This window comes from Samsonia erythrinae, assembly GCF_004342665.1.
Lineage (GTDB): Bacteria > Pseudomonadota > Gammaproteobacteria > Enterobacterales > Enterobacteriaceae > Samsonia > Samsonia erythrinae.
In genome coordinates, this window is the sequence record NZ_SMBY01000021.1 from 1 (window position 1) to 19,726 (window position 19,726).

A 19,726-nucleotide genomic window follows, 5' to 3' on the forward strand; every position below is an offset into this window, starting at 1 on the left:
AGCACGCTCAACCAGAACTTCGCCCCTTCATTTTCGGCCAGCCACATGCCCAGCAGTTCTTTTTGACCGTCGGTGTTGATGCCCAGCGCAAGGAATACCGCCTTGTTGATGACGCTGCCGCTGTGACGGACTTTCACCACAATACAATCAAGATAAACAATGGGATACAGTGTGTTTAGTGGACGATTTTGCCATTCTGCCACCTGTTCTTTAACGGCATCGGTCACTTTGGATATCAGCGTAGGAGAGACATCAGCGTCATACATTTCTTTGAACGTGGCGACGATTTCTCGCGTGGTCATGCCTCTGGCATAGAGAGATAAAATCTGGCTATCCATCTGCGTGATACGCGTCTGATTTTTCTTGATTAACTGCGTTTCAAACGTGCTTTCACGGTCGCGTGGCGTGTTGATTTCCAGCTCGCCGTCATCGCACAGCAGCGTTTTAGATGAATAGCCATTGCGGGTATTCGAACCTGATTTTGGGGCATTTTTCTCATGCCCGAGATGGTCAGTCAGTTCAGCATTGAGCGCCGTTTCGACGGTTAATTTCGTCAGCATACGGGAAAACTGATTGAGGTCAGCCTCGGTTTTAATACCTTTAGCCAGTTCTGCCGCAAGGGCTTTGAGTTTCTTCTCGTCCATATTCTGCCTGTCTCCGCTGTTGGAGTGAACATATCAAAAACAGGCAATTACACAATTTAAATTACAGTCTCTACCCACGTAATGTGGACACAGCCCTAAGCGAGGTTCTGGTTTTCAAATTGTTCCGGGCTGAGACCGCCGCAGGCACTGTGGCGTCGCCAGCGATTGTAATCGCACGCTATATAATTAAATACCGTTGAGCGCATCACTTCCCTGCTGACAAAGTGTTCCCCGTGGAGACATTCTACTTTCAATGTGTGAAAGAAGCTTTCCACACAAGCGTTATCGTAACAGCAACCTTTGGCGCTCATACTGCCACGCAACGTATGTCGTTTCAGCAACGCCTGATAGTCCGCTGAACAATACTGCCCACCTCTATCTGTATGAACAATGGCATTCTCTGGGCATTTACGTCTCCAGAGCGCCATCTGTAATGCATCGCAGGCCAGTTGCGTCGTCATTCGTAACGACATCGACCAGCCAATAACGGCTCGTGACCACAGGTCAATGACCTCCGCGAGATACAGCCAGCCCTCGTCCGTGCGAAGATACGTGATATCGCCTGCCCACTTCTGGTTCGGGCCGCTGGCGATGAAGTCCTGCTTCAGCAGGTTTTCCGATACCGGCAGCTCATCTGCAAGGCGTGGCGCACCATAGCGCTGTTTTGCCTCAGCGAATGCCTTACGGACAGCCTCATCGCAAATGAGCCGGAACTGCTGACATGGGGTTATCTGACAACGACGCCAGCGCCAGACATACCAGCCGCTGCGGGCCACTCGGAACACACGACACATCGCTCTGATACTGAACTCGGCCCGATGCTTTTCGATAAAGACATACTTCATTTCAGGCGCTTCGCGAAGTATGTCGCGGCCTTTTGGAGGATGGCCAGCTCTTCATCCCGTTCAGCCAGCTAAGGGCCTCATCGCGGAATTCGGGCGTTTTACTGGTTGATACTGGTTTTGACATGAGTAATCACCTCTGGCTGAGAGTTTACTCACTTAGTCGCGTATCCACTAATGGTGGGTAGGATCAATTGTGAGTTTAAAATTTCACCTAATCCCGCAAAGTAGAAATGTCACTTTTTATCTGACAAAATGGGTCATCAATGACCACAGACAGAGAGATAAAATGAAGAAAGCACTGATTGTTATAGATGCACAAAATGATTACTTAACAGATGGGCGATATCCGTTATGGAATATAGATAACACAGTAGAAAATATTAAAGAAAAATTAATAAAATCTATTAAAAATGGAGATTTGATAGTATATATTCAGCACGTATCCCCTCTTGGCTCCGCATTTTTTGAAGAAAAAACTTATGGTACTGAGCTTATTTCATCAATATCTGAACTCACAGAAAACGCCGTGATTATTCAAAAAAAACATGCTGATTCATTTGATGAAACTAATCTTGGTAATGTTTTGAATAGTAATAATATTAATGAGATAGATATTGTAGGTATGATGACGCAAAACTGTGTTTTGTTTACTGCGTTGTCGGGAATAGCCAAAAAATATAATGTTAATATTCTTGCTAATTGCTGTACCAGTGTTTCACCTGTGATCCATGCAGTGGCAATTCGCGGACTTTCGAGAATAGAAAAAATAAATTTATGTTAACCTAAATAGCTGCGCAAAATAGTAGATCACATAAAGAGAACTATGTCACACGCAGCGGTGGAGCAGAGTTGTTTATCGCACAAGACGGTACGGTAAAAATGAAAGGGAACTCCTCGGTTAAGGCGCAGCTCGATAATGGTCTGATTCGTATACCACGAGGCCAGAAAGACGATTTCGTCTTCCGTCGTGCAGGAGAAAATAAGCTGATCGGTATTGATAGAGAGAATACGTTCAAAGTCTACGAATTGCAGAAATGAGCTCAATCTTTTCTCTGATGACTTGGTCGTAGCAGGACGTTAACTCGCTGAAATCAGGGGGAGCCCCCCTGAGGTTCCTTAAAATCAATACCCGATCGCCTCCCCCGCTGGACGGCGAACATCATTAGCACCATACAGGTAACCTTCACGCACCTTGCCGGATACCGCCGAGTCATTGCCTGAATTCGCAGGCGTCACGCCCGCCGCGCCCGGTAAGCCGACCAGAATCAGCTCCGCCGCGCCCCAGGGCGTCTGTTCTACCATCTTGTAGCCCCGCTGCTTCAGCAGGTTCAGCGTATCGGCAGACAGCCCGCGCTGCTCGTAATACACCTCGTCCGGCAGCCACTGATGATGGATGCGCGGTGCGTCTACCGCTTCCTGCGGCGCCATACCGTGATCGATGATATTCAGCGCCGTTTGCAGCGTAATGCTGATAATGCGCGAACCGCCGGGCGAACCGAGCACCATGAAAACCTTACCATCTTTCGTCACCAGCGACGGGCTCATCGATGAAAGTGGGCGCTTACCGGGGGCGATCGAATTGCGCTCCCCTTGTACCAAGCCGTACAGGTTCTTTTCGCCCACTTTCACCGTAAAGTCGTCCATTTCATTATTGAGGAAAAAGCCCGTCCCCGGCGCAATCACCACCGAGCCAAAACGCCCGTTAACGGTATAGGTGGTGGACACCGCATTACCCTGATTATCCACGATGGAGTAATGCGTCGTTTCCGGTCGCTCGTGCGGACCAATCCCCGGCTGCACGTTTTTTGACGGCGTCGCGTTCTCCGGTTCGATCTGTTTGCGAATTTCAGCAGCGTAATCCTTACTCAGCAGGCGCTCGACGGGATTATTCACAAACGCCGGATCGCCGAGGTACGTGTTGCGGTCCATATACGCATGACGCATCGCTTCCGTCAGCACATGAACGGTGGCGGCTGAATTAAAGCCCGTCGATTTAATGTCGTAACCTTCGACAATATTGAGAATTTCACACATCGTGACGCCGCCGGAGCTGGGCGGCGGTGAAGAGACAAACTGATAACCACGGTAGTTACAGGTTATCGGTGCCGTTTCGGTAATGCGATAATCAGCAAAATCAGCCGCCGTCAGAATCCCGCCGCCCTGCTTCGCCGCCTTCTCCACCGCGTGTGGGATCGTCCCCTTGTAGAACGCGTCCGGCCCTTTCGCGGCAATCGCCGCCAGCGTGTTCGCCAGATCGGTTTGCACCAGCCTATCCCCAGGCTGTAACGGACTACCGTCAGGCCGCAGGAAAATGCGCGCCGCTTCAGGATCGGCTTTAAAGCGTTTAACGGTCGTATCCAGAATATCGGTATCCGCCCGCGTGAGTTTAAAGCCGTCACGCGCCAGCTTAATCGCTGGCGCCATCACCTGTTCACGCGTCAATTTGCCGTACTTTTGCAGCGCGGTGTCCAGCCCCAGCACCGTTCCCGGTACGCCGGCGGCCAGATAGCCATACAGGCTCGCTTCCTTTTTCACACTGCCGTCCGCGTTCAGATACATATTGGCGCTGGCTGCCGCGGGCGCCGTTTCGCGAAAGTTGATAAAGGTATCTTTGCCATTGGCCAGATGCAGCGTCATAAACCCGCCGCCGCCAATATTGCCACAGCAGGGGTTTACCACCGCCTGCGCATATCCCACCGCGACCGCGGCATCAACCGCATTGCCGCCCATTTTCATGATATCGACGCCAACCTGCGAAGCCAGATGCTGTGAACTGACCACCATGCCGTTTTTCGCCTCCACCGCCGGGGCCGACGCCGCCTGCGCGACACCACTCGCCAGCAGCGCCATCGCGCTCAGCAACAGCACCCCTTTCCCTGATCTCATGCTCTGTATTTTCATAACGCCCTCTTTACCCGGTTAATTTTCGTCCTGCGCTATCGTGACGTTCCCGCACAGCCCGGCAAAATCGCCAACCTCAGTAAACGCCTGGGAAAGTGAGAGGAAGTGGCGACTATGTCATACCACCGTTACCGCTCTGCGCGATATCAGAAAAGTGGAAATAGTCGCTATTTTATTCACGATATCGCACATCAGAGCGAGAAGGAGAAAACCGACTCACAGAACGTGAGCCGGTGGAGTTTGCTGACAAAGTCCGATGAGCGGCGATAATGGATGGAGGATTAATCCTTACGTGGGTCGCTAATGGGTTGGCGTACCAGAAAGAGATAAGCCAATGCACCCAATATCGTCACACAGCCACAGATAATGAGCGCCAGACGGAAAGAGTGTGTGGTATCCAAAATAAAGCCGGTCACAATGGGGGCAAACGATGCGCAAATGAAGCTGGCAAAGTTTTGAATACTACCGACGGAAGCCGTCATCCGCGAAGCGACGGCAACGTGGATCAATCCCCAGCATGATGTACCGGCAAAGTGGATACAAAACAGCGCCATACCAATCAGCAACACGGCCTCCATTGATGTGGACGCATGCGGGACGACAAAGGTAAAGGCCGCAGAGCAGAACATTCCGGCAATGATACAGACCTTACGACTCTTGATGGGCGCCATTCCCCCTTTCACCAGCCAGTCCATGACATAGCCGTTCAGCAACATCCCCGCGGCACCAAACAGGAAAGGGATCGCCGCCATCAGCCCCGTGCTTTTTAAATCCAGATTATAAGACGTTTGCAAATATCCGGGCAGCCAGGCCAGATACAGCCAGGCGGTATAATTAATACCGCTAAAACCCAGCATCATGCCCCACATGGTGCGATTACGGAACAGGCTGCGCCACTCTGCAAAGCTCAGCGGATCGCGGCGAACGTTTACGCTCCCGGCATTCAGGTAGGCTTGCTCATCGGCGCTCAGTTCGAGCTGCTCGCGGTTGCGGTAGAGCATATACCAACCGATAGCGAGGAAAATACCCAACAAGCCGATGGTGATAAACATGCCCCGCCAGCCCATCACCAGCATCATCGCCGCTAAAATCGGCGGGCTGATCGCGACGCCAATGGTGGATGCTGCATTAAAGAACCCCATAGGGCGGCCGCGTTCTTTGATGTTAAACCAGTCGTTTATCACCTTCACGCCGCACGGGTTCATCGGCGCTTCGCCAATCCCCATACCGATGCGCACCAGTATGAATTGGGTAAAGTTTTGTACCATGCCAGATATCGCCTGGAACAGCGACCAGAAGAACATGCCGAGCCCCAGCATGAGACGCGGCCCTTTGCGATCCAACAGCGGGCCGCAAGGAAGTTGCGCAATACCGTATGCCAGAGAGAAAACGGACAGCAATGCGCCGATTTCCGTCGCACTCAGCCCAAGCTCCTCTCGAATGGTTAAATTAGCCACCGAAAGAGAGCTGCGATCGAGATAATTAATCACAGCGGCAAGAAATAAAAGAATCATGGCTGTAGTTTGAATACGTTTAATTCGACTACTGCGTTTAATTATCCCTTCTGGCGGTACGGAAGAACGGGTATCAAATGAAGAACGCGGGTCGAGTGTTATATTATCTTTTTCCACGCCTGGCTCCTGAAATATTATAATTATCTCTACTCCACGCGACGTTGAGCAGAGTGGTTTTAAACGACAAGCGATGAACATTCTTATCATCACTCACAAATTATTTTTTATGCAGTCGACTCGTCGTGAGCATAGGCAAGGGATATTTCTCAGGCGTTTTTATTTTGATAAAACCGTGCTCCTGATAATGGTTTGTGGTTTTTAATCCGTTTTTAATTACCGTTTCGTACAGTCTGATTAATTGAGCGGATCATGGATTGCTTGGCTGAATTCAAATGGTTGCGCAGCGCCAGCGTAGCATCCAAATCGCTACGGCAGATCAGCGCGCTGAGGATGGTCATGTGCTCGTCAATGGCGATAATATTGCGCTGTTTGAGATCGCTTTCATCCCACTGATAGTGAAAGTGGAAAATGACAGAAATGATTTCAAGTGATTGATTAAAAAACACATTATCCGCTGCAGAAAGCAACAGCGCGTGAAAATCCCGGTCGAGCTGCGCGAACATACGAAAACTGCTGCCGATGCTGTCACGGAGCATACGGTGGTGTTCCAGCAGGGTTTTTGCCTGCAACCAGCGGGGATCGTCATCCGGCAGATTGAGAAAGTGTTGCAGCGCATGCGTTTCCAGCATCTCCCGCAGTTCGAACAGTTGCTCGGCATAGGCCTGATCGAACTCTTTCATACTCCACTGCCCGCGTTTTTCATTCTGAATCAGATTATAACGCCCGAATTTTAAAAGGTATTCCCGCACCACGACCGGGCTGACGCCAGCGGTTCGTGCGAGCTGTAACTCAGAGAACGTCTCACCCGCGCGCAACTGGCGCTGGTTAATCATGGTGAAAAACGCCTGCTCAAAAATTCGGTTTTGTTCAGCCATTGACGCGGTGATACAGGCGAACCCGTCTTGATGCGCCGGTTTGCGCACAATGACATGATCGCTGCCAACCTGCGTCAGCACACCACAATCACGCAGATGCGCCAGGATGTGGCGCACCGTTGTCCGGCTGATGTTGTACATTTCCGCCAGCGCGCTTTGCGACGGCAAGGGGGAAGGAATATGACCGCGAGCCATATCATCAATCACCTGATTAATCACATTGTGACGTAAATTTTGTGAACGACTCATCATTGCTCTCCTTATTTTTATTTGGCAAACATTAAAACCCGATTTAAAACATTTTTATGCGCTCATATTCACAATTTACGCGACCTGTTTCTGATCGCTGGTTTTTTTCATCAATATCTGGAAAAACAAAAAACCGGAGGGAAGAGCCATGTCAACAATGCATACTTTGATTTGCCAGGAACCAAAAAAATTAATATGGGAAAAGCGCGAAATTCCTATTCCTGATGAGGGGGAAGTATTAATTAAAATTAAGTCCGTGGGGATCTGCGGCACCGATATTCATGCCTGGGGAGGGAATCAGCCTTTTTTTAGCTACCCACGCGTATTAGGCCATGAAATATGTGGTGAAGTCATTGAAACAGGAAAAAATATACATCAATTTAAAAAAGGCCAACAGGTCGCGGTGATCCCCTATGTGTCCTGTCAGCAATGCCCGGCTTGTAAGCAGGGCCGCCCCAATTGCTGCGAGAAAATTTCGGTTATTGGTGTGCATCAGGACGGTGGGTTCAGCGAGTATCTGGCGGTGCCGGCAACGAACTTATTGTCGGCGGAGGGGATCGATCCTCACGCGGCAGCCTTAATTGAGCCATATGCCATCAGCGCCCACGCCGTGCGTCGCGCTGCTGTTCGCCCAGGAGAACAGATTCTGGTCGTCGGCGCCGGCCCCATTGGTCTGGGTGCGGCGGCAATCGCGAAAGCAGACGGAGCAGAAGTGGTCGTGGCGGACACCAGCCCAGCGCGCCGGGAACATGTCAGCGCCCATCTGGGGCTCCCGGTCATCGACCCATCAGCCGAAGACTTTGAAACACAGCTGCGCGCCCAATTTGGCGGTGCGCTGGCGGAAAAGGTGATCGACGCGACAGGCAACCAGCACGCGATGAACAATACCGTTAACCTGATCCGTCACGGCGGCAGCATTGTGTTTGTCGGGCTGTTCAAAGGGGATTTGCAATTCTCTGACCCTGAATTCCACAAAAAAGAAACGACGATGATGGGCAGCCGTAATGCCACGCCGGAAGACTTTGCCAAAGTAGGTCGGCTGATGTCTGAAGGCAAGCTCACTGCGGAAATGATGCTGACACATCGTTACCCCTTTAGCTCGCTGGCGGATGTCTATGAAAAAGAGGTGATAAACAACCGTGAGTTGATTAAAGGCGTGATCCTATTCTGATAAGCGGACCGTGATGAATTGGCGAATCCACGGCATTTTTCAGCGCTGAAGACGCAGGATGGGCATGAACCACAATGGTGGTGACACATAAAACAGGCAAATGGCGCAGGCCGACCACCCAAAAAGCGGGGGTCGGCCAATAAGCGCGTTATTCAATAGCAATCGGTTTTTCCGTCAGGGTTGTTTTATTCTCACCCTGAATGGCTTTCACTTTTTGCTCCATTTTCTGTACCGCTTCCGCACTGCTGAGCAGGCTATACGTCAGCTCAAATGTCGCACTCTGTCCCGGCTGTAGTTTTTTAACTCTCCCTTGTTCGCGCTCAATCGTGACCGGATAGGCGTAACTGGTGCCGGGCTCGATCCCCGTAACGTAACCCTGTTTTTCCAAATCCGTATTTTTCCACAGCGTCAGTTGCGGAAGCTGATGGGTATCAAACGCAATTGAAACCCCTTTGTCCCCCGCTTTATTCACTACCGCCGCCAGCGTTTTGCCCTCTGAATCGGTATACGGCGTAACGTTAAAGACCATTTCGTCGTAATCTTTGGTCGGCCCGCTATAGGTTTGCCAGTTTTCCAGACCCGCTTTGGCATAATCATTAAACGGGGAAATCTCTTTTACCGGTGCAACAAAGCGAGCGCCTTCTTCCAGAATCGGCTTGCCGAAATTGCTGTGATAGAGAATCTGGTAGTCGCGCGGGTAATCCGCTTTATTGGTCAGCACATCATGTACGGTAAACGACTCACTGCCGGGGACATAACGTAGTTCGGTCCAGGTTTCCAGATTCGATTTTTTAAAGCTGTTTTCTTTCAACAGGCCCCGCACCGTAATGGTATACGGCGCTTTATCGCTAACCTCCACGATCACTTTTGATGCCGGCGTATTCCCGGCGCGACCGTGCAGCGTGTAGACCATGCCCTCGCTGACGACCGGGTGCCCGGTCCATTCGTAACCGCAGCGCACCATCATCTCATTAAACCCTTCCAGCCAGCCCAGTCCGCCGCGGCTTTCCAGATTGATCGTATTGGGATTGACGACCTCATCCACCGGTGAATCCCACCCCAGACGGATATTTTTTCCTGTCGCCCGCAGCAGGTTCATCCCCCGCGTCGGGCTGAGGGCAATACTCAGCCCATCCTGACTGGTAATCGTAATGACCTTACTGCCTTCCTGACGCCCACCGTGCAGCACTTTCTGTTCAATGCTGAAGTTCGCATTCTTGACCTTCAACACATCACTGCTGATTTTCCAGTTTCCCTTTTCCACGCTGCCTTCAGCATCCGTCAGCACAAACGTTTGCGCCGATAACTGCCATGATGTCAGCGCCAGTGTAATACCCATAGCCAGTAATTTTTTCATGTTAACCCACCCTTTTTGCTGAATTGTTTTAGCTATTGCGAACTAAAGACTACAAATCAGGAGATGGTCAAAATGTGATAGCTATCACCAGATAGAAAAATTCGGCGCTGTTGGGCTATTTCTCTGAGTAAAATCACTTATCTTCTGTAAACGATACTGTTTATTTCTATATTATTGAGATCTTGATCGGCAAAAGCTGACACCGTTTCAGCAACAAACGCACCGCACAGCTTCCAGACATTTATTCCAAATTATCAAAAAATAACAGAGTAATCATTTTAATGATTGTTTTTTGACCACATTGCACCCTATTGGCGCAAGCGCTATGGTTGCCGCTAACCTGTGTCCGACCATAGATAAAATAAAAGATGAACTTTTCTCTTTTCGGCAAAAAATTTACACGCCATGCTGGCATTACTCAGTTAATGGACGATCTGAACGAAGGACTGCGCACACCAGACGCAATCATGCTCGGGGGCGGCAATCCAGCGCATATTCCGGCGATGGACAGCTACTTTCAGCAACTGTGTCAGGACATGCTGGAACAAGGAAAATTAACCGAAGCGCTATGCAACTATGACGGCCCGCAAGGTAAAGATACGCTGCTGAACGCCCTGGCTGAACTCCTAAGGAATGAACTCGGCTGGCAGATTGGACCACAGAATATTGCACTGACAAACGGCAGCCAGAGTGCGTTTTTCTACTTATTCAATCTGTTTGCCGGTCGCCATCGTGACGGTAACCTGAAAAAGGTGCTGTTTCCGCTGGCGCCGGAATATATCGGCTATTCTGATTCGGGGCTGGACGAAAACATGTTTATTTCCGTTCGTCCGCAGATAGAACAACTCCCCGAAGGTCAGTTTAAGTATCATGTGGACTTCGATCATCTGTCGATTACCGATGATATCGGGCTGATTTGCGTCTCCCGTCCGACCAATCCGACCGGTAACGTACTCACCGATGATGAACTGATGCGTCTGGACGCGCTGGCACAACAGCATCAGATCCCCCTGCTGATTGATAACGCCTACGGCGTGCCTTTTCCCGGCATCATCTTCAGCGACGCCACGCCGCTGTGGAACCCGAATACCATCCTGTGTATGAGCCTGTCTAAGCTGGGCCTGCCCGGATCGCGCTGCGGTATCGTAATTGCGGATGAAAAGATCATTGCGGCGATAGGCAACATGAACGGCATTATCAGTCTATCCCCTGGGGCGATTGGCCCGGCGCTGGCGCATGAAATGATCCAACGCGGCGATCTGCTGCGCTTGTCAGATGAAGTCGTGCGCCCGTTCTATCAGCAGCGCGTGGCGGAAACCATCGCGATCGTTCGTCGTTATCTGTCGCCCGAACAGTGCCTGATCCATAAACCGGAAGGCGCAATCTTCCTGTGGCTGTGGTTCAAAGATTTGCCCATCACAACGGAACAACTGTACCAGCGTCTGAAAAAACGCGGCGTTCTCATGGTGCCGGGCCACTACTTCTTCCCCGGTCTGGAGCAGGATTGGCCACACGCCCACCAGTGTATGCGTATGAACTACGTACCGGAACCGGAAAAAATCGAACGCGGTATCGCGATTCTGGCGGAAGAAGTTGAAAAAGCCCTGCAGGAAGGCAAAACATCACCACATCAAACCGATCATCATTAAATAGACATGGGGTAAAGTTAGCCTTTGCCCCATCCTTCACGCGCCTGTCATCCTCCTACTCTCCCGTTACATCAGGAAGAAATCATTAATTTAGCAATTATTTTTTAACATTTTAATCGGTAGTAATGTTTTTTAATTCACTTATTAATAGCCAACAACTCTCAAATAGACTGCCATCTCACGGCATTAAGTCAAATTTTCAGCATAACTGCGCATTCTGCGCAACTTCTTTCTCACTTTCTGGAATAAATCACTTTTTGCGCAATAAATGCCGTTTTTTCACGAGGTCTGCGCAATTTTTTGCTCAAATTTGACTTAAGGTGAATTCAGGACAAAAAAATTACTAATAAAAACAATAATATAAAAATTGGCATGCGGATTGCTATACAAACATTGCAATTACACATCCGTTTTAACAACAAGGAGCAAGACTATGCCAACTCCATGCTATATCAGCATCGAAGGAAAAACGCAGGGCAACATTACCGCCGGTGCCTTCACCTCTGACTCCGTCGGCAACATCTACGTGCAGGGCCACGAAGACGAAATGCTGGTACAGGAATTCAAACACGTTGTCACCGTACCGACCGACCCGCAGTCCGGTCAGCCGTCCGGCCAGCGCGTGCACAAGCCGTTCAAGTTCACCGTGGCGCTGAACAAGGCCGTGCCGCTGCTGTATAACGCGCTGTCCACCGGCGAAATGCTGCCGACCGTGACCCTGAAATGGTATCGCACCTCGGTAGAAGGCAAACAGGAGCACTTCTTCTCCACCATCCTGACCGACGCCACCATCGTGGATATCGACTGCCAGATGCCGCACTGTCAAGATCCGTCCAAACTGGACTACACCCAGCTGGTTGAAGTCTCTCTGGCCTACCGCAAAATCGACTGGGAACACACCGTGGCCGGCACTTCCGGCTCCGACGACTGGCGTGCGCCGGTCGAAGCGTAACCCAGCGCTATCCAACCCGGCCTTGTGCCGGGTTTTCTGCATGGCGCTGTGCTGAGGTCTGGCGAAGGCAGACCTGAGTGCAGACAACGCGGTTTTCATCACGGGAAGCGAGGAAAAAAACGTGGCAAACAGCACAGGATTACAGTTCACGGTCAAGATCGGCGCATTGCCTGCATCGACGTTTGCCGTGGTGGATTTTCAGCTCAGCGAAGCGCTTAACCAGCCGTTTTCCCTGTCGCTGAACCTGGCCAGTCCGTTGCCGGGTATCGATTTCGGCGCAGTCCTCGACCAACCGTGCGAACTGCTGGTGTGGTACGAAGGTGAACTGAAACGCCGGGTGAGCGGGATTGTCAGCGCCTTTGCCCAGGGCGACACCGGCTTTCGCCGCACCCGCTATCAGGCTGAGGTGCGCCCCGCGCTGTGGCGGCTGGGGCTGCGTACCAATGCCCGCATCTTTCAGGCGCAGAAGCCGGAATTGATCATTGCCACATTGCTGGAAGAGGCCGGCATCACCGATTACGCCTTTGCGCTGCGTCACGACCACGCCCAACGTGAATACTGCGTGCAGTACCGCGAAAGCGATTTGGCCTTCGTCACCCGATTGGCCGCCGAGGAAGGCCTGTTCTTTTTCCACGAGTTCGAGGAAGGCAAGCACCGGGTGGTGTTTGCCGACGACGCGGGCGCGCTGGTGAAAGGCCCTGAGTTATTCTTCAATCTGGCTACGCAGGGGCTGAGCGAAGGTGACTATGTGCGCCGCTTCCGTTACGCCGAACAGGTCAGCACGGCAGAGGTCGCGCTGAAAGACTACAGCTTCAAAACCCCCGCCTACGGTTTGCTGCACAACAAAATTAGCGGGGAGTTGGCACACCAGCGTGAAACCTATCAGCACTTCGACTACCCCGGCCGTTTCAAGCAGGACCCGAGCGGCAAGGCCTTTACCGGCTACCGGCTGGAGGCACTGCGGGCGAATGCCATGACGGGTTCCGGTGAATCCAACGCCGCGATGCTGATGCCGGGCAGCAGTTTTACCCTCACCGAACACCCCAATCCGACACTCAACGCCGGCTGGCAACTGGTGGCTATAACGCACAGCGGGCAGCAGCCGCAGGCGCTGGAGGAAGAGAGCGGCGGCGAGCCGACCACCTATAGCAACAGTTTCGAGGTTATCAGCGCGAAAAGCACGTGGCGAGCGGATATGCCTTACAAACCGATGGTGGACGGTCCGCAGATCGCCACCGTGGTCGGCCCGGCGGGCGAAGAGATTTACTGCGACGAATATGGCCGGGTGAAGCTGCAATTTCCGTGGGACCGGTATGGCTCCAGCGATGACCAAAGCTCCTGCTGGGTGCGGGTGAGTCAGGGCTGGGCGGGCGGTCAGTACGGGCTGATCGCCATTCCGCGCATCGGCCATGAAGTGATTGTCAGCTTCCTCGAAGGCGACCCGGACCAGCCTATCGTGACAGGTAGGACGTTCCACGCCACCAATCCGTCGCCGTATCCGCTGCCGGCCAACAAGACGCGCACTTCGCTGCGAACCTCCACGCACAAAGGCGCGGGGTTCAACGAACTGCGTTTTGAGGATCAGGCCGGTCAGGAAGAAGTGTTTATTCATGCCCAGAAAGACATGAACACCCTGGTGCTGAATAACCGCAGCACATCGGTCAATGTGGATCACAACGAAAACATTGGCCGCGATCAGACCGTGGTCGTGCAGCAAAACCAGACGGTCTCCGTCATTGCCGATCAGATTACCGAGATCCAGGGAGAACAGACGGTTGTGGTGAAGAAAAACAGGAGCACCGTCGTGGAAGATAACGAAACGCTGAGAGTGACGAACAATATTTTTATCCACGCCGAAGATGGCAGCATTCAAATTGGTACGGGTGCTGGCTATATCTCCATCAAGCACAGCGGGGATATTGAGATTGTCGGGAATAACCTGACACTGAATGGCACCCGTATCGATTTGAATTAAGGATGACTATGTATCAGATGAATGAAGGGACGTTGACTATTCCCTCCGACTGGCGCGATGAATCACTGAATGTTTTCGTTCTGCCTGGGGATGCCATCAATCTGGTGGTCAACCGAACGCCGATTGACTTCGGTCTGACGCCGGAAACGGTTTATCAGCAGACATTGGCCCAGTTTTCGACTCACCTGAAAGGGTATAAAGAGCTCGGCATTTGGACACTGACGCTGGATGAGCAACCCGCACACGCGCTGGAATATACCTGGCGGTCGCCAGAAGGCCCGATGCATCAGGTTGTCGTGATGCAGGTACGCGGGGAGCTATTGTTGACATTTACCGTCACCGTAGCGGGTGAGCTGAGTGCGGAGCAAAAAGCGGCAATGCTGGCGGTGGTAGAGACGTTTAAAGCCGCCTCCTGAAAGGAGTCATCATGCTGAGTGATATTCTGAACCGTGTTGCCCGCGTCGGCGCCATGCACGCCGGTAAAGGTCCAACACCACCAGCCGGTCGCCCTCAACCGGGTCAGGGAAAAGCACCGACATCACCGGGCAAAACCATCAAGCACAAAAGCTTTCTTGGCGCGCTGGCCGGGGCTATCGCGGGAGCGGTTGTGGCAGCCGTGGCATTTGCCGCAGCCGCCGCCGTTGCCGGCGCGATTGCCGTCGCCGTTGTCGGGACCGGCGGCATGGGGGCGGCGCTGGTTGTGGGGGCGGTCAAACTCGCCGCCGGATTTGGAGCCGTCAGCCTGCTAGGAGGGCTGATCAGCAGCGTATCCGGTAAAGTCTCCGCGATGGTAGACAGTGGCGCCCCGTCATTCGGGCCAGTCTCTTCTGGTTCAGGCACGGTGTTTGCGGAGAAACAACCGATTTCCCGCGCCGAGGTTGACACGGTCGCCTGCACCAAACACAACTCGCCTCAGTTGATTGCGCAAGGCAGCGAAACCGTCTACGTCAATGGTTCACCCGCCGCGCGTATCGACGATAAAACCGTCTGTGGCGCCACCATCAAAGAGGGCGCTTCAACCGTCTTTTTTGGCTCCGGTCAGCAAACCTGTCTGGAGATCAGCGACGAATTCAGCTGGTGGGAAAAAGCGTTACTGATCGCAGTGGAGTTTCTGGTTCCCCCCAGCCGAGGCATGTTCAAAGGACTGGGCAAGCTGTTTACGCGCGGCCCTACCGCGGTGCTCAAAGGCATTCGCATGGGGGCGTTAAGAACGGCGGCAGGGCTACGAAAAGCGGTTCGGTGCGCCAGCAAAGGGTTTAAAAATAACAAAGGGCTGGCACGCGTAAAGGAAGCCGCCCGGGGCTTTCTGAAAGATCCGGTCTACATTCCCAGCGGGGATGTGATCGAGATGCGTCAGGATATTGAACTGGGGCAGACGCTCCCCCTGATTTTTAAGCGCGCATATCGCTCCTCGTCCTCTCATACCGGTCTGTTGGGACGCGGATGGCATGACTCCTGGAGTGAAACGGCGCAGGTCAGCCGCGACGGCCTGAATACCCACGTCGTCATCACGCTGGCACAGGGGTACGACATCGATTTCACCTTCCATCAGGACGTACAGTCCGTATTTTGTCCGCTCTACCCGGCTTTTACTCTGTACCGGCGGGCAAACGGCTTTAGCCTGTGGGATCGTGACAGCCTCACCTGGCGCGAATTCGACGTGCCTCAGGGCGATCGATTCCTGCTGTCTTCCATACACGATCCGCACGATAACCGCATAACCCTGATCCGCGATCCCAAAGGCTATCTACGCAAAATACGCCACAGTGATGACATCGAGCTGTTGCTGGTATGGCGAGGCGAGTATCTGTACCAGATACAGCGTATTGATGCCGGGCAGAAAACGCTGCTGGCTGAATACCGACAGGACGAACAGGGCCGGCTGATTGAAGCCGATGCCGCCCATGCCTATCACCTGTTTTACGACTACGACCACGAAAACCGACTCACGCGCTGGCATGACAACGATCAGACATGGGCGCGTTACGAATATGATGACCGAGGCCGCTGCGTCTATACCACCTGTGCCGAGGGCTACCTGACGGCACATTTTGACTACCTTGACGATCGTGTGGTCATGACCGACGGATTAGGCCAGCGCAGCGAATTTGGGTTCAACGCACTGTCGCTGATGAGTTGGGAAAAATCCCCGTTGGGACACGTCACCCGCTACGACTACGACGACAACGGCAACCTGTTACGCGAAATTTCTCCGGCAGGCCGGGTGGTTGCGTTCACCTATCTGGACGATAGCGGTCTGGTGAGCACCTTCACCGACGGCAGCGGCGAGACCTGGGCCTATGACTACGACGAGGCGCAGCGATTATGCGGCATCACCGATCCACTTGGACGCATCTGGCAGTGGGCCTTCGATGAGGCCGGCAACCCGGAGAAACTGACGGGGCCGGATGCGAGCGAAGTCCGGTTCACCTGGAACCGCTATGGCCTGCTGACGCAGGTGAGCGACCAGTCTGGCGAGGTTCAGGCGCGGCTACGTTACGATCATCGTCAACGGTTGTTAAGCGCCAGCGATGCGCTGGGGCGCACTCAGCAGCTTCGCTATGACCAGCAGGACAGAGTGGTGCGATGGCAACGGTCGGACGGTGCGCAATACCGTCTGGGTTACCGCCGGGCGAGCTGGAAGCTACCGGAGCAACTGATACGCCCGGATGAGAAGGAAGAGCAGCGTCAGTACGACAAACATAACAACCTGCTGAGCTATGTGGACGGTAATGGCGCCGTCTGGCGACAAACCTACGGCCCCTTTGACCTGCTCACCTCACGGACTGACGCCGAGGGCCGTACCTGGCAATACGAGTACGACAAAGAGAGCCAGCAACTGGTCGCCGTTATCGCGCCAGACGGCAGCCGCTGGCAGTGGTGGCTGGATGCCGATGCGCGGGTCATCCGCGAGCGCGATATGGCCGGCACCGAAACTCACTATACTTATGACGAAGACGGCCACTGCATCGCAGTCCGTAATGGCGAAGGCGAAACCCGCCATTTTCTCTATGACGGACGTGGGCTGCTCATCAGGGAAACCGCGCCCGACGATACCCTGCACTATCGCTATGACGCCGCCGGCCGCCTTGTCGAAATCACCTCCGCCACCAGTCACGTCCGGCTGGAATATGACCTCCGTGACCGGGTGGTGCAGGAGTGGCTGAACGGCGACCTCCTCACCCGACAGTTTGACGATACCGCACACACGGTGACACGCACCCTGACCCGGGAAGACCAGCGTGACGACGCGCTGACCACCACCTTCGGTTATAGCGCCGCGGGCGAATTGCAACAGGTAGCGTTGCCGGACGGCGCGGAGCTCACCCTCGTCCATGATGCCGCCGGACGCGAGTCCTCGCGCTCAGGCGGTGCATTCCTCCAACGCCGCGAATATGACGTGATGGGCTGGCTGACCCGTGAAATGAGCGGTCAGCAGCAGGACGGGCGCCTTCATGCCACACAGACAAAGGAATACCTGTACGATGGCGCCGGCAATCTGGCTGGCGTTCGCCACAACCGTGAAACCCGCGGTTATCGTCTGGATGCCACCGGACGCGTGCTGTCCGTTCTGCGCGGTGGCGCAGGCCGCACCGTCGACACCGACGAAACCTATCGCTATACCCGCAACGGTCTGCCACAAGATGCAACAAGACTGACCGAATGGCAGGCGGGCAGGCTGATTCAGCGCGACGACACCCACTACCAGTACGACAACGCCGGACGACTGATACGCAAGCAGGTGGTGCAGCCGGGCTACCGCCCGCAGGTCTGGCGCTACCGCTGGGACAGCCGCAACCAGCTCAGAGTCGTCGATACCCCCAGCGGCGAACGCTGGTTCTACCGCTATGACCCGTTCGGACGGCGTACCGGCAAACGCTGTGAGCAGACGCAGGACGATATCCGCTACCGGTGGGACGGCGACCAGATAGCCGAGGTACGCCACTACCGCGAAGACCAGCTTATCAGCCGCCGCCACTGGGTGCATAACGGCTGGGAACTGCTGGTGCAACAGCGCCAGAAGACGGACGGCAGTTGGGAGACGGACTTCGTCACCAGCGGTCAGAACGGTGAACCACAGGCCCTCTTCAGCCAGCAAGGCGAACTGTGCTGGCAGTCTCCCCGCGCTAACTTATGGGGCCAGCGTTATACAGATAATACTGAAAACCTCGATCCGGGTCTTGGCTTTGCCGGACAGTACCGTGACAGCGAAAGCGGGCTATGCTATAACCGTTTTCGGTACTACGACCCGGCAGGCGGATGCTACGTCTCGCCTGACCCGATAGGGATAGCGGGGGGAGATAATAACTACGGATATGTGCCGAATCCAATTACGTGGGTTGATCCATTGGGGTTGGCGGGATGTAGTTTAAATCCTAAAGATATTCATTTCATGCAAAGCTCGATTAAAAATCAAACGGGCGCTCATACTGTTTTAGATAATGCTAAAGCTCTATCTAATGGCTCATTGAAAGCATCGGATTTACCTGCGATTAAAGTATGGAAAGATCCTTCAGGGAAAATATGGACACTAGATCATCGGCGTTTGGCTGCATTTAAAATTGCTGGCCTTGATAAAGTACCGGTTCAATGGGCTACTCCTAGAGAAATAGCAGGTCAGATGTGGAAAATGACTACAAGAACCGATGGAAAAAGCATCATCCTTAAGATGGGGGATGGAGTGAGGAAAATCATAGGTGGATGAAATGTTAGATGAATTTTTCCCGATTAGTAGTAAAGATGATCTTGTTAAACTTATATCTGCTTTGGCTAAAGATTTTAAAGAAAATCCCGATGAATGGGAAAATAAAGATTTATCATCTTATCTAGAAGCAGTAGCCTCATGGATAGAAGACATGGATGGATATTATGAAAATACCAACCAGCCTATACCGAAAGATACAAACTGGAAAGTTTTTGCAGATATATTAATGGCTGCAAAAGTCTACGAATAAATAATAAAAGCCGGAATCGATCGCAACGATCCTTCCGGCTTCTTATTATCTGCCGCTCAGTGGCGGTAATTTACCGCCCGTTCTCTATCCCTGCCAGATTAAGCCCGCCCGGAAAACGGTTCAGCCAGTACGTGACGGCATCCTCATCAAACGGCGCGATGCTCAGCGCGTGCAGGTCTTGCCAGAGAGCGCGGATATCCTGCGTGGTAATCACAATGCAGCCCGGCATAATACGCAGCTTCAGTGATTGCCCGGTGGTGAATCCTGCCTCCTTCAGCCACTGCCCAGCCATGTTGATGGCGGGGGTGTCGTGGTTGCCTTTGATGGGTCGATAGCCTACCCGCGTAAAGCGTTCGTGCTGCGAGATTTTAAAAACGGTGGTATCTGGCGTAGAATGCGCATCAGCCATAGTCAACTCCTTGTTAGTTGCTTGTGGTTAGCGGGGTTGCCGTGTTCGCGCACGTCAGCCCCGCGCTAAAAAACCGTTTACGTTAGCGGCTCTTCTCCTGGTCAACAGGA

The 19,726-nt window shown here is 53.0% G+C and carries 15 protein-coding genes and 1 pseudogene; 9 read left to right on the forward strand and 7 right to left on the reverse strand.

The annotated features are described in order from the left end of the window. A partial coding sequence (locus EDC54_RS17580) for an IS256 family transposase (RefSeq protein WP_132459407.1) occupies nucleotides 1-644 on the reverse strand: 644 nt, incomplete at its 3' end. A 95-nt stretch (nucleotides 645-739) separates the two neighbouring features. After that, a pseudogene (locus tag EDC54_RS17585) lies at nucleotides 740-1,557 on the reverse strand (IS3 family transposase); the annotation flags it as partial. Nucleotides 1,558-1,775: 218 nt separating this feature from the next. Here EDC54_RS17585 and EDC54_RS17590 point away from each other — a divergent pair. Both EDC54_RS17590 and EDC54_RS17595 read left to right on the forward strand, forming a co-directional pair. Next, entirely contained in the window at nucleotides 1,776-2,270 is a 495-nt protein-coding gene (locus EDC54_RS17590; RefSeq protein WP_132459410.1) for a cysteine hydrolase family protein, read from the forward strand. Nucleotides 2,271-2,338: 68 nt separating this feature from the next. Next, nucleotides 2,339-2,527 (forward strand): hypothetical protein, encoded by a 189-nt coding sequence (locus tag EDC54_RS17595; protein WP_196238472.1) that lies wholly within the window; start codon nucleotides 2,339-2,341, stop codon nucleotides 2,525-2,527. An 84-nt stretch (nucleotides 2,528-2,611) separates the two neighbouring features. On the opposite strand, the gene ggt is transcribed toward EDC54_RS17595, so the two are convergent. From ggt to EDC54_RS17610, 3 genes are all read right to left on the reverse strand, one after another. Beyond that, nucleotides 2,612-4,375: a gamma-glutamyltransferase gene (gene ggt / locus EDC54_RS17600; RefSeq protein ID WP_196238473.1), complete on the reverse strand. Its 1,764-nt coding sequence runs from the start codon at nucleotides 4,373-4,375 to the stop codon at nucleotides 2,612-2,614. 296 nt (nucleotides 4,376-4,671) lie between these two features. Then, on the reverse strand, nucleotides 4,672-6,021 hold the full coding sequence (locus EDC54_RS17605) for an MFS transporter (RefSeq protein ID WP_132459413.1): 1,350 nt from the start codon (nucleotides 6,019-6,021) through the stop codon (nucleotides 4,672-4,674). 212 nt (nucleotides 6,022-6,233) lie between these two features. Next, nucleotides 6,234-7,148, reverse strand: coding sequence for a GntR family transcriptional regulator (locus tag EDC54_RS17610; RefSeq protein ID WP_132459439.1), 915 nt, complete (start codon nucleotides 7,146-7,148; stop codon nucleotides 6,234-6,236). Between the two features lie 148 nt (nucleotides 7,149-7,296). Between EDC54_RS17610 and EDC54_RS17615 the strand changes: the two genes are divergently transcribed. Beyond that, entirely contained in the window at nucleotides 7,297-8,319 is a 1,023-nt protein-coding gene (locus EDC54_RS17615) for a zinc-binding alcohol dehydrogenase family protein (protein WP_132459416.1), read from the forward strand. 148 nt (nucleotides 8,320-8,467) lie between these two features. On the opposite strand, the gene EDC54_RS17620 is transcribed toward EDC54_RS17615, so the two are convergent. Next, on the reverse strand, nucleotides 8,468-9,676 hold the full coding sequence (locus tag EDC54_RS17620; RefSeq protein ID WP_132459419.1) for an aldose 1-epimerase family protein: 1,209 nt from the start codon (nucleotides 9,674-9,676) through the stop codon (nucleotides 8,468-8,470). A 368-nt stretch (nucleotides 9,677-10,044) separates the two neighbouring features. Here EDC54_RS17620 and EDC54_RS17625 point away from each other — a divergent pair, with 368 nt between their 5' ends. From EDC54_RS17625 to EDC54_RS17650, 6 genes are all read left to right on the forward strand, one after another. After that, on the forward strand, nucleotides 10,045-11,325 hold the full coding sequence (locus EDC54_RS17625) for a valine--pyruvate transaminase (RefSeq protein WP_132459422.1): 1,281 nt from the start codon (nucleotides 10,045-10,047) through the stop codon (nucleotides 11,323-11,325). 433 nt (nucleotides 11,326-11,758) lie between these two features. Further along, nucleotides 11,759-12,277 (forward strand): Hcp family type VI secretion system effector, encoded by a 519-nt coding sequence (locus tag EDC54_RS17630; RefSeq protein ID WP_132459425.1) that lies wholly within the window; start codon nucleotides 11,759-11,761, stop codon nucleotides 12,275-12,277. 121 nt (nucleotides 12,278-12,398) lie between these two features. Beyond that, on the forward strand, nucleotides 12,399-14,252 hold the full coding sequence (gene tssI, locus EDC54_RS17635; protein WP_132459428.1) for a type VI secretion system Vgr family protein: 1,854 nt from the start codon (nucleotides 12,399-12,401) through the stop codon (nucleotides 14,250-14,252). An 8-nt stretch (nucleotides 14,253-14,260) separates the two neighbouring features. Further along, nucleotides 14,261-14,668: a DUF1795 domain-containing protein gene (locus tag EDC54_RS17640; RefSeq protein WP_132459431.1), complete on the forward strand. Its 408-nt coding sequence runs from the start codon at nucleotides 14,261-14,263 to the stop codon at nucleotides 14,666-14,668. A gap of 11 nt (nucleotides 14,669-14,679) precedes the next feature. Beyond that, nucleotides 14,680-18,957 carry an RHS repeat-associated core domain-containing protein gene (locus EDC54_RS17645; RefSeq protein ID WP_230514557.1) on the forward strand — a complete coding sequence of 1,426 codons (4,278 nt, stop codon included), beginning with the start codon at nucleotides 14,680-14,682 and terminating at the stop codon, nucleotides 18,955-18,957. Between the two features lies 1 nt (nucleotide 18,958). Then, nucleotides 18,959-19,207: a DUF7660 family protein gene (locus tag EDC54_RS17650; RefSeq protein WP_132459442.1), complete on the forward strand. Its 249-nt coding sequence runs from the start codon at nucleotides 18,959-18,961 to the stop codon at nucleotides 19,205-19,207. Nucleotides 19,208-19,277: 70 nt separating this feature from the next. Here the strand turns inward: EDC54_RS17650 and EDC54_RS17655 are convergent, their stop codons facing one another. Further along, nucleotides 19,278-19,616 (reverse strand): SymE family type I addiction module toxin, encoded by a 339-nt coding sequence (locus EDC54_RS17655; RefSeq protein ID WP_132459434.1) that lies wholly within the window; start codon nucleotides 19,614-19,616, stop codon nucleotides 19,278-19,280. Nucleotides 19,617-19,726 lie beyond the last annotated feature (110 nt).

Coding starts and splice junctions, on each gene's coding strand:
- EDC54_RS17590 (WP_132459410.1), top strand. CDS start 1,776: ATGAAGAAAGCACTGATTGTTATAGATGCACAAAATGATTACTTAACA.
- EDC54_RS17650 (WP_132459442.1), top strand. CDS start 18,959: ATGTTAGATGAATTTTTCCCGATTAGTAGTAAAGATGATCTTGTTAAA.
- EDC54_RS17645 (WP_230514557.1), top strand. CDS start 14,680: ATGCTGAGTGATATTCTGAACCGTGTTGCCCGCGTCGGCGCCATGCAC.
- EDC54_RS17610 (WP_132459439.1), bottom strand. CDS start 7,148: ATGAGTCGTTCACAAAATTTACGTCACAATGTGATTAATCAGGTGATT.
- EDC54_RS17655 (WP_132459434.1), bottom strand. CDS start 19,616: ATGGCTGATGCGCATTCTACGCCAGATACCACCGTTTTTAAAATCTCG.
- EDC54_RS17625 (WP_132459422.1), top strand. CDS start 10,045: ATGAACTTTTCTCTTTTCGGCAAAAAATTTACACGCCATGCTGGCATT.
- EDC54_RS17640 (WP_132459431.1), top strand. CDS start 14,261: ATGTATCAGATGAATGAAGGGACGTTGACTATTCCCTCCGACTGGCGC.
- EDC54_RS17620 (WP_132459419.1), bottom strand. CDS start 9,676: ATGAAAAAATTACTGGCTATGGGTATTACACTGGCGCTGACATCATGG.
- EDC54_RS17630 (WP_132459425.1), top strand. CDS start 11,759: ATGCCAACTCCATGCTATATCAGCATCGAAGGAAAAACGCAGGGCAAC.
- EDC54_RS17615 (WP_132459416.1), top strand. CDS start 7,297: ATGTCAACAATGCATACTTTGATTTGCCAGGAACCAAAAAAATTAATA.
- ggt (WP_196238473.1), bottom strand. CDS start 4,375: ATGAGATCAGGGAAAGGGGTGCTGTTGCTGAGCGCGATGGCGCTGCTG.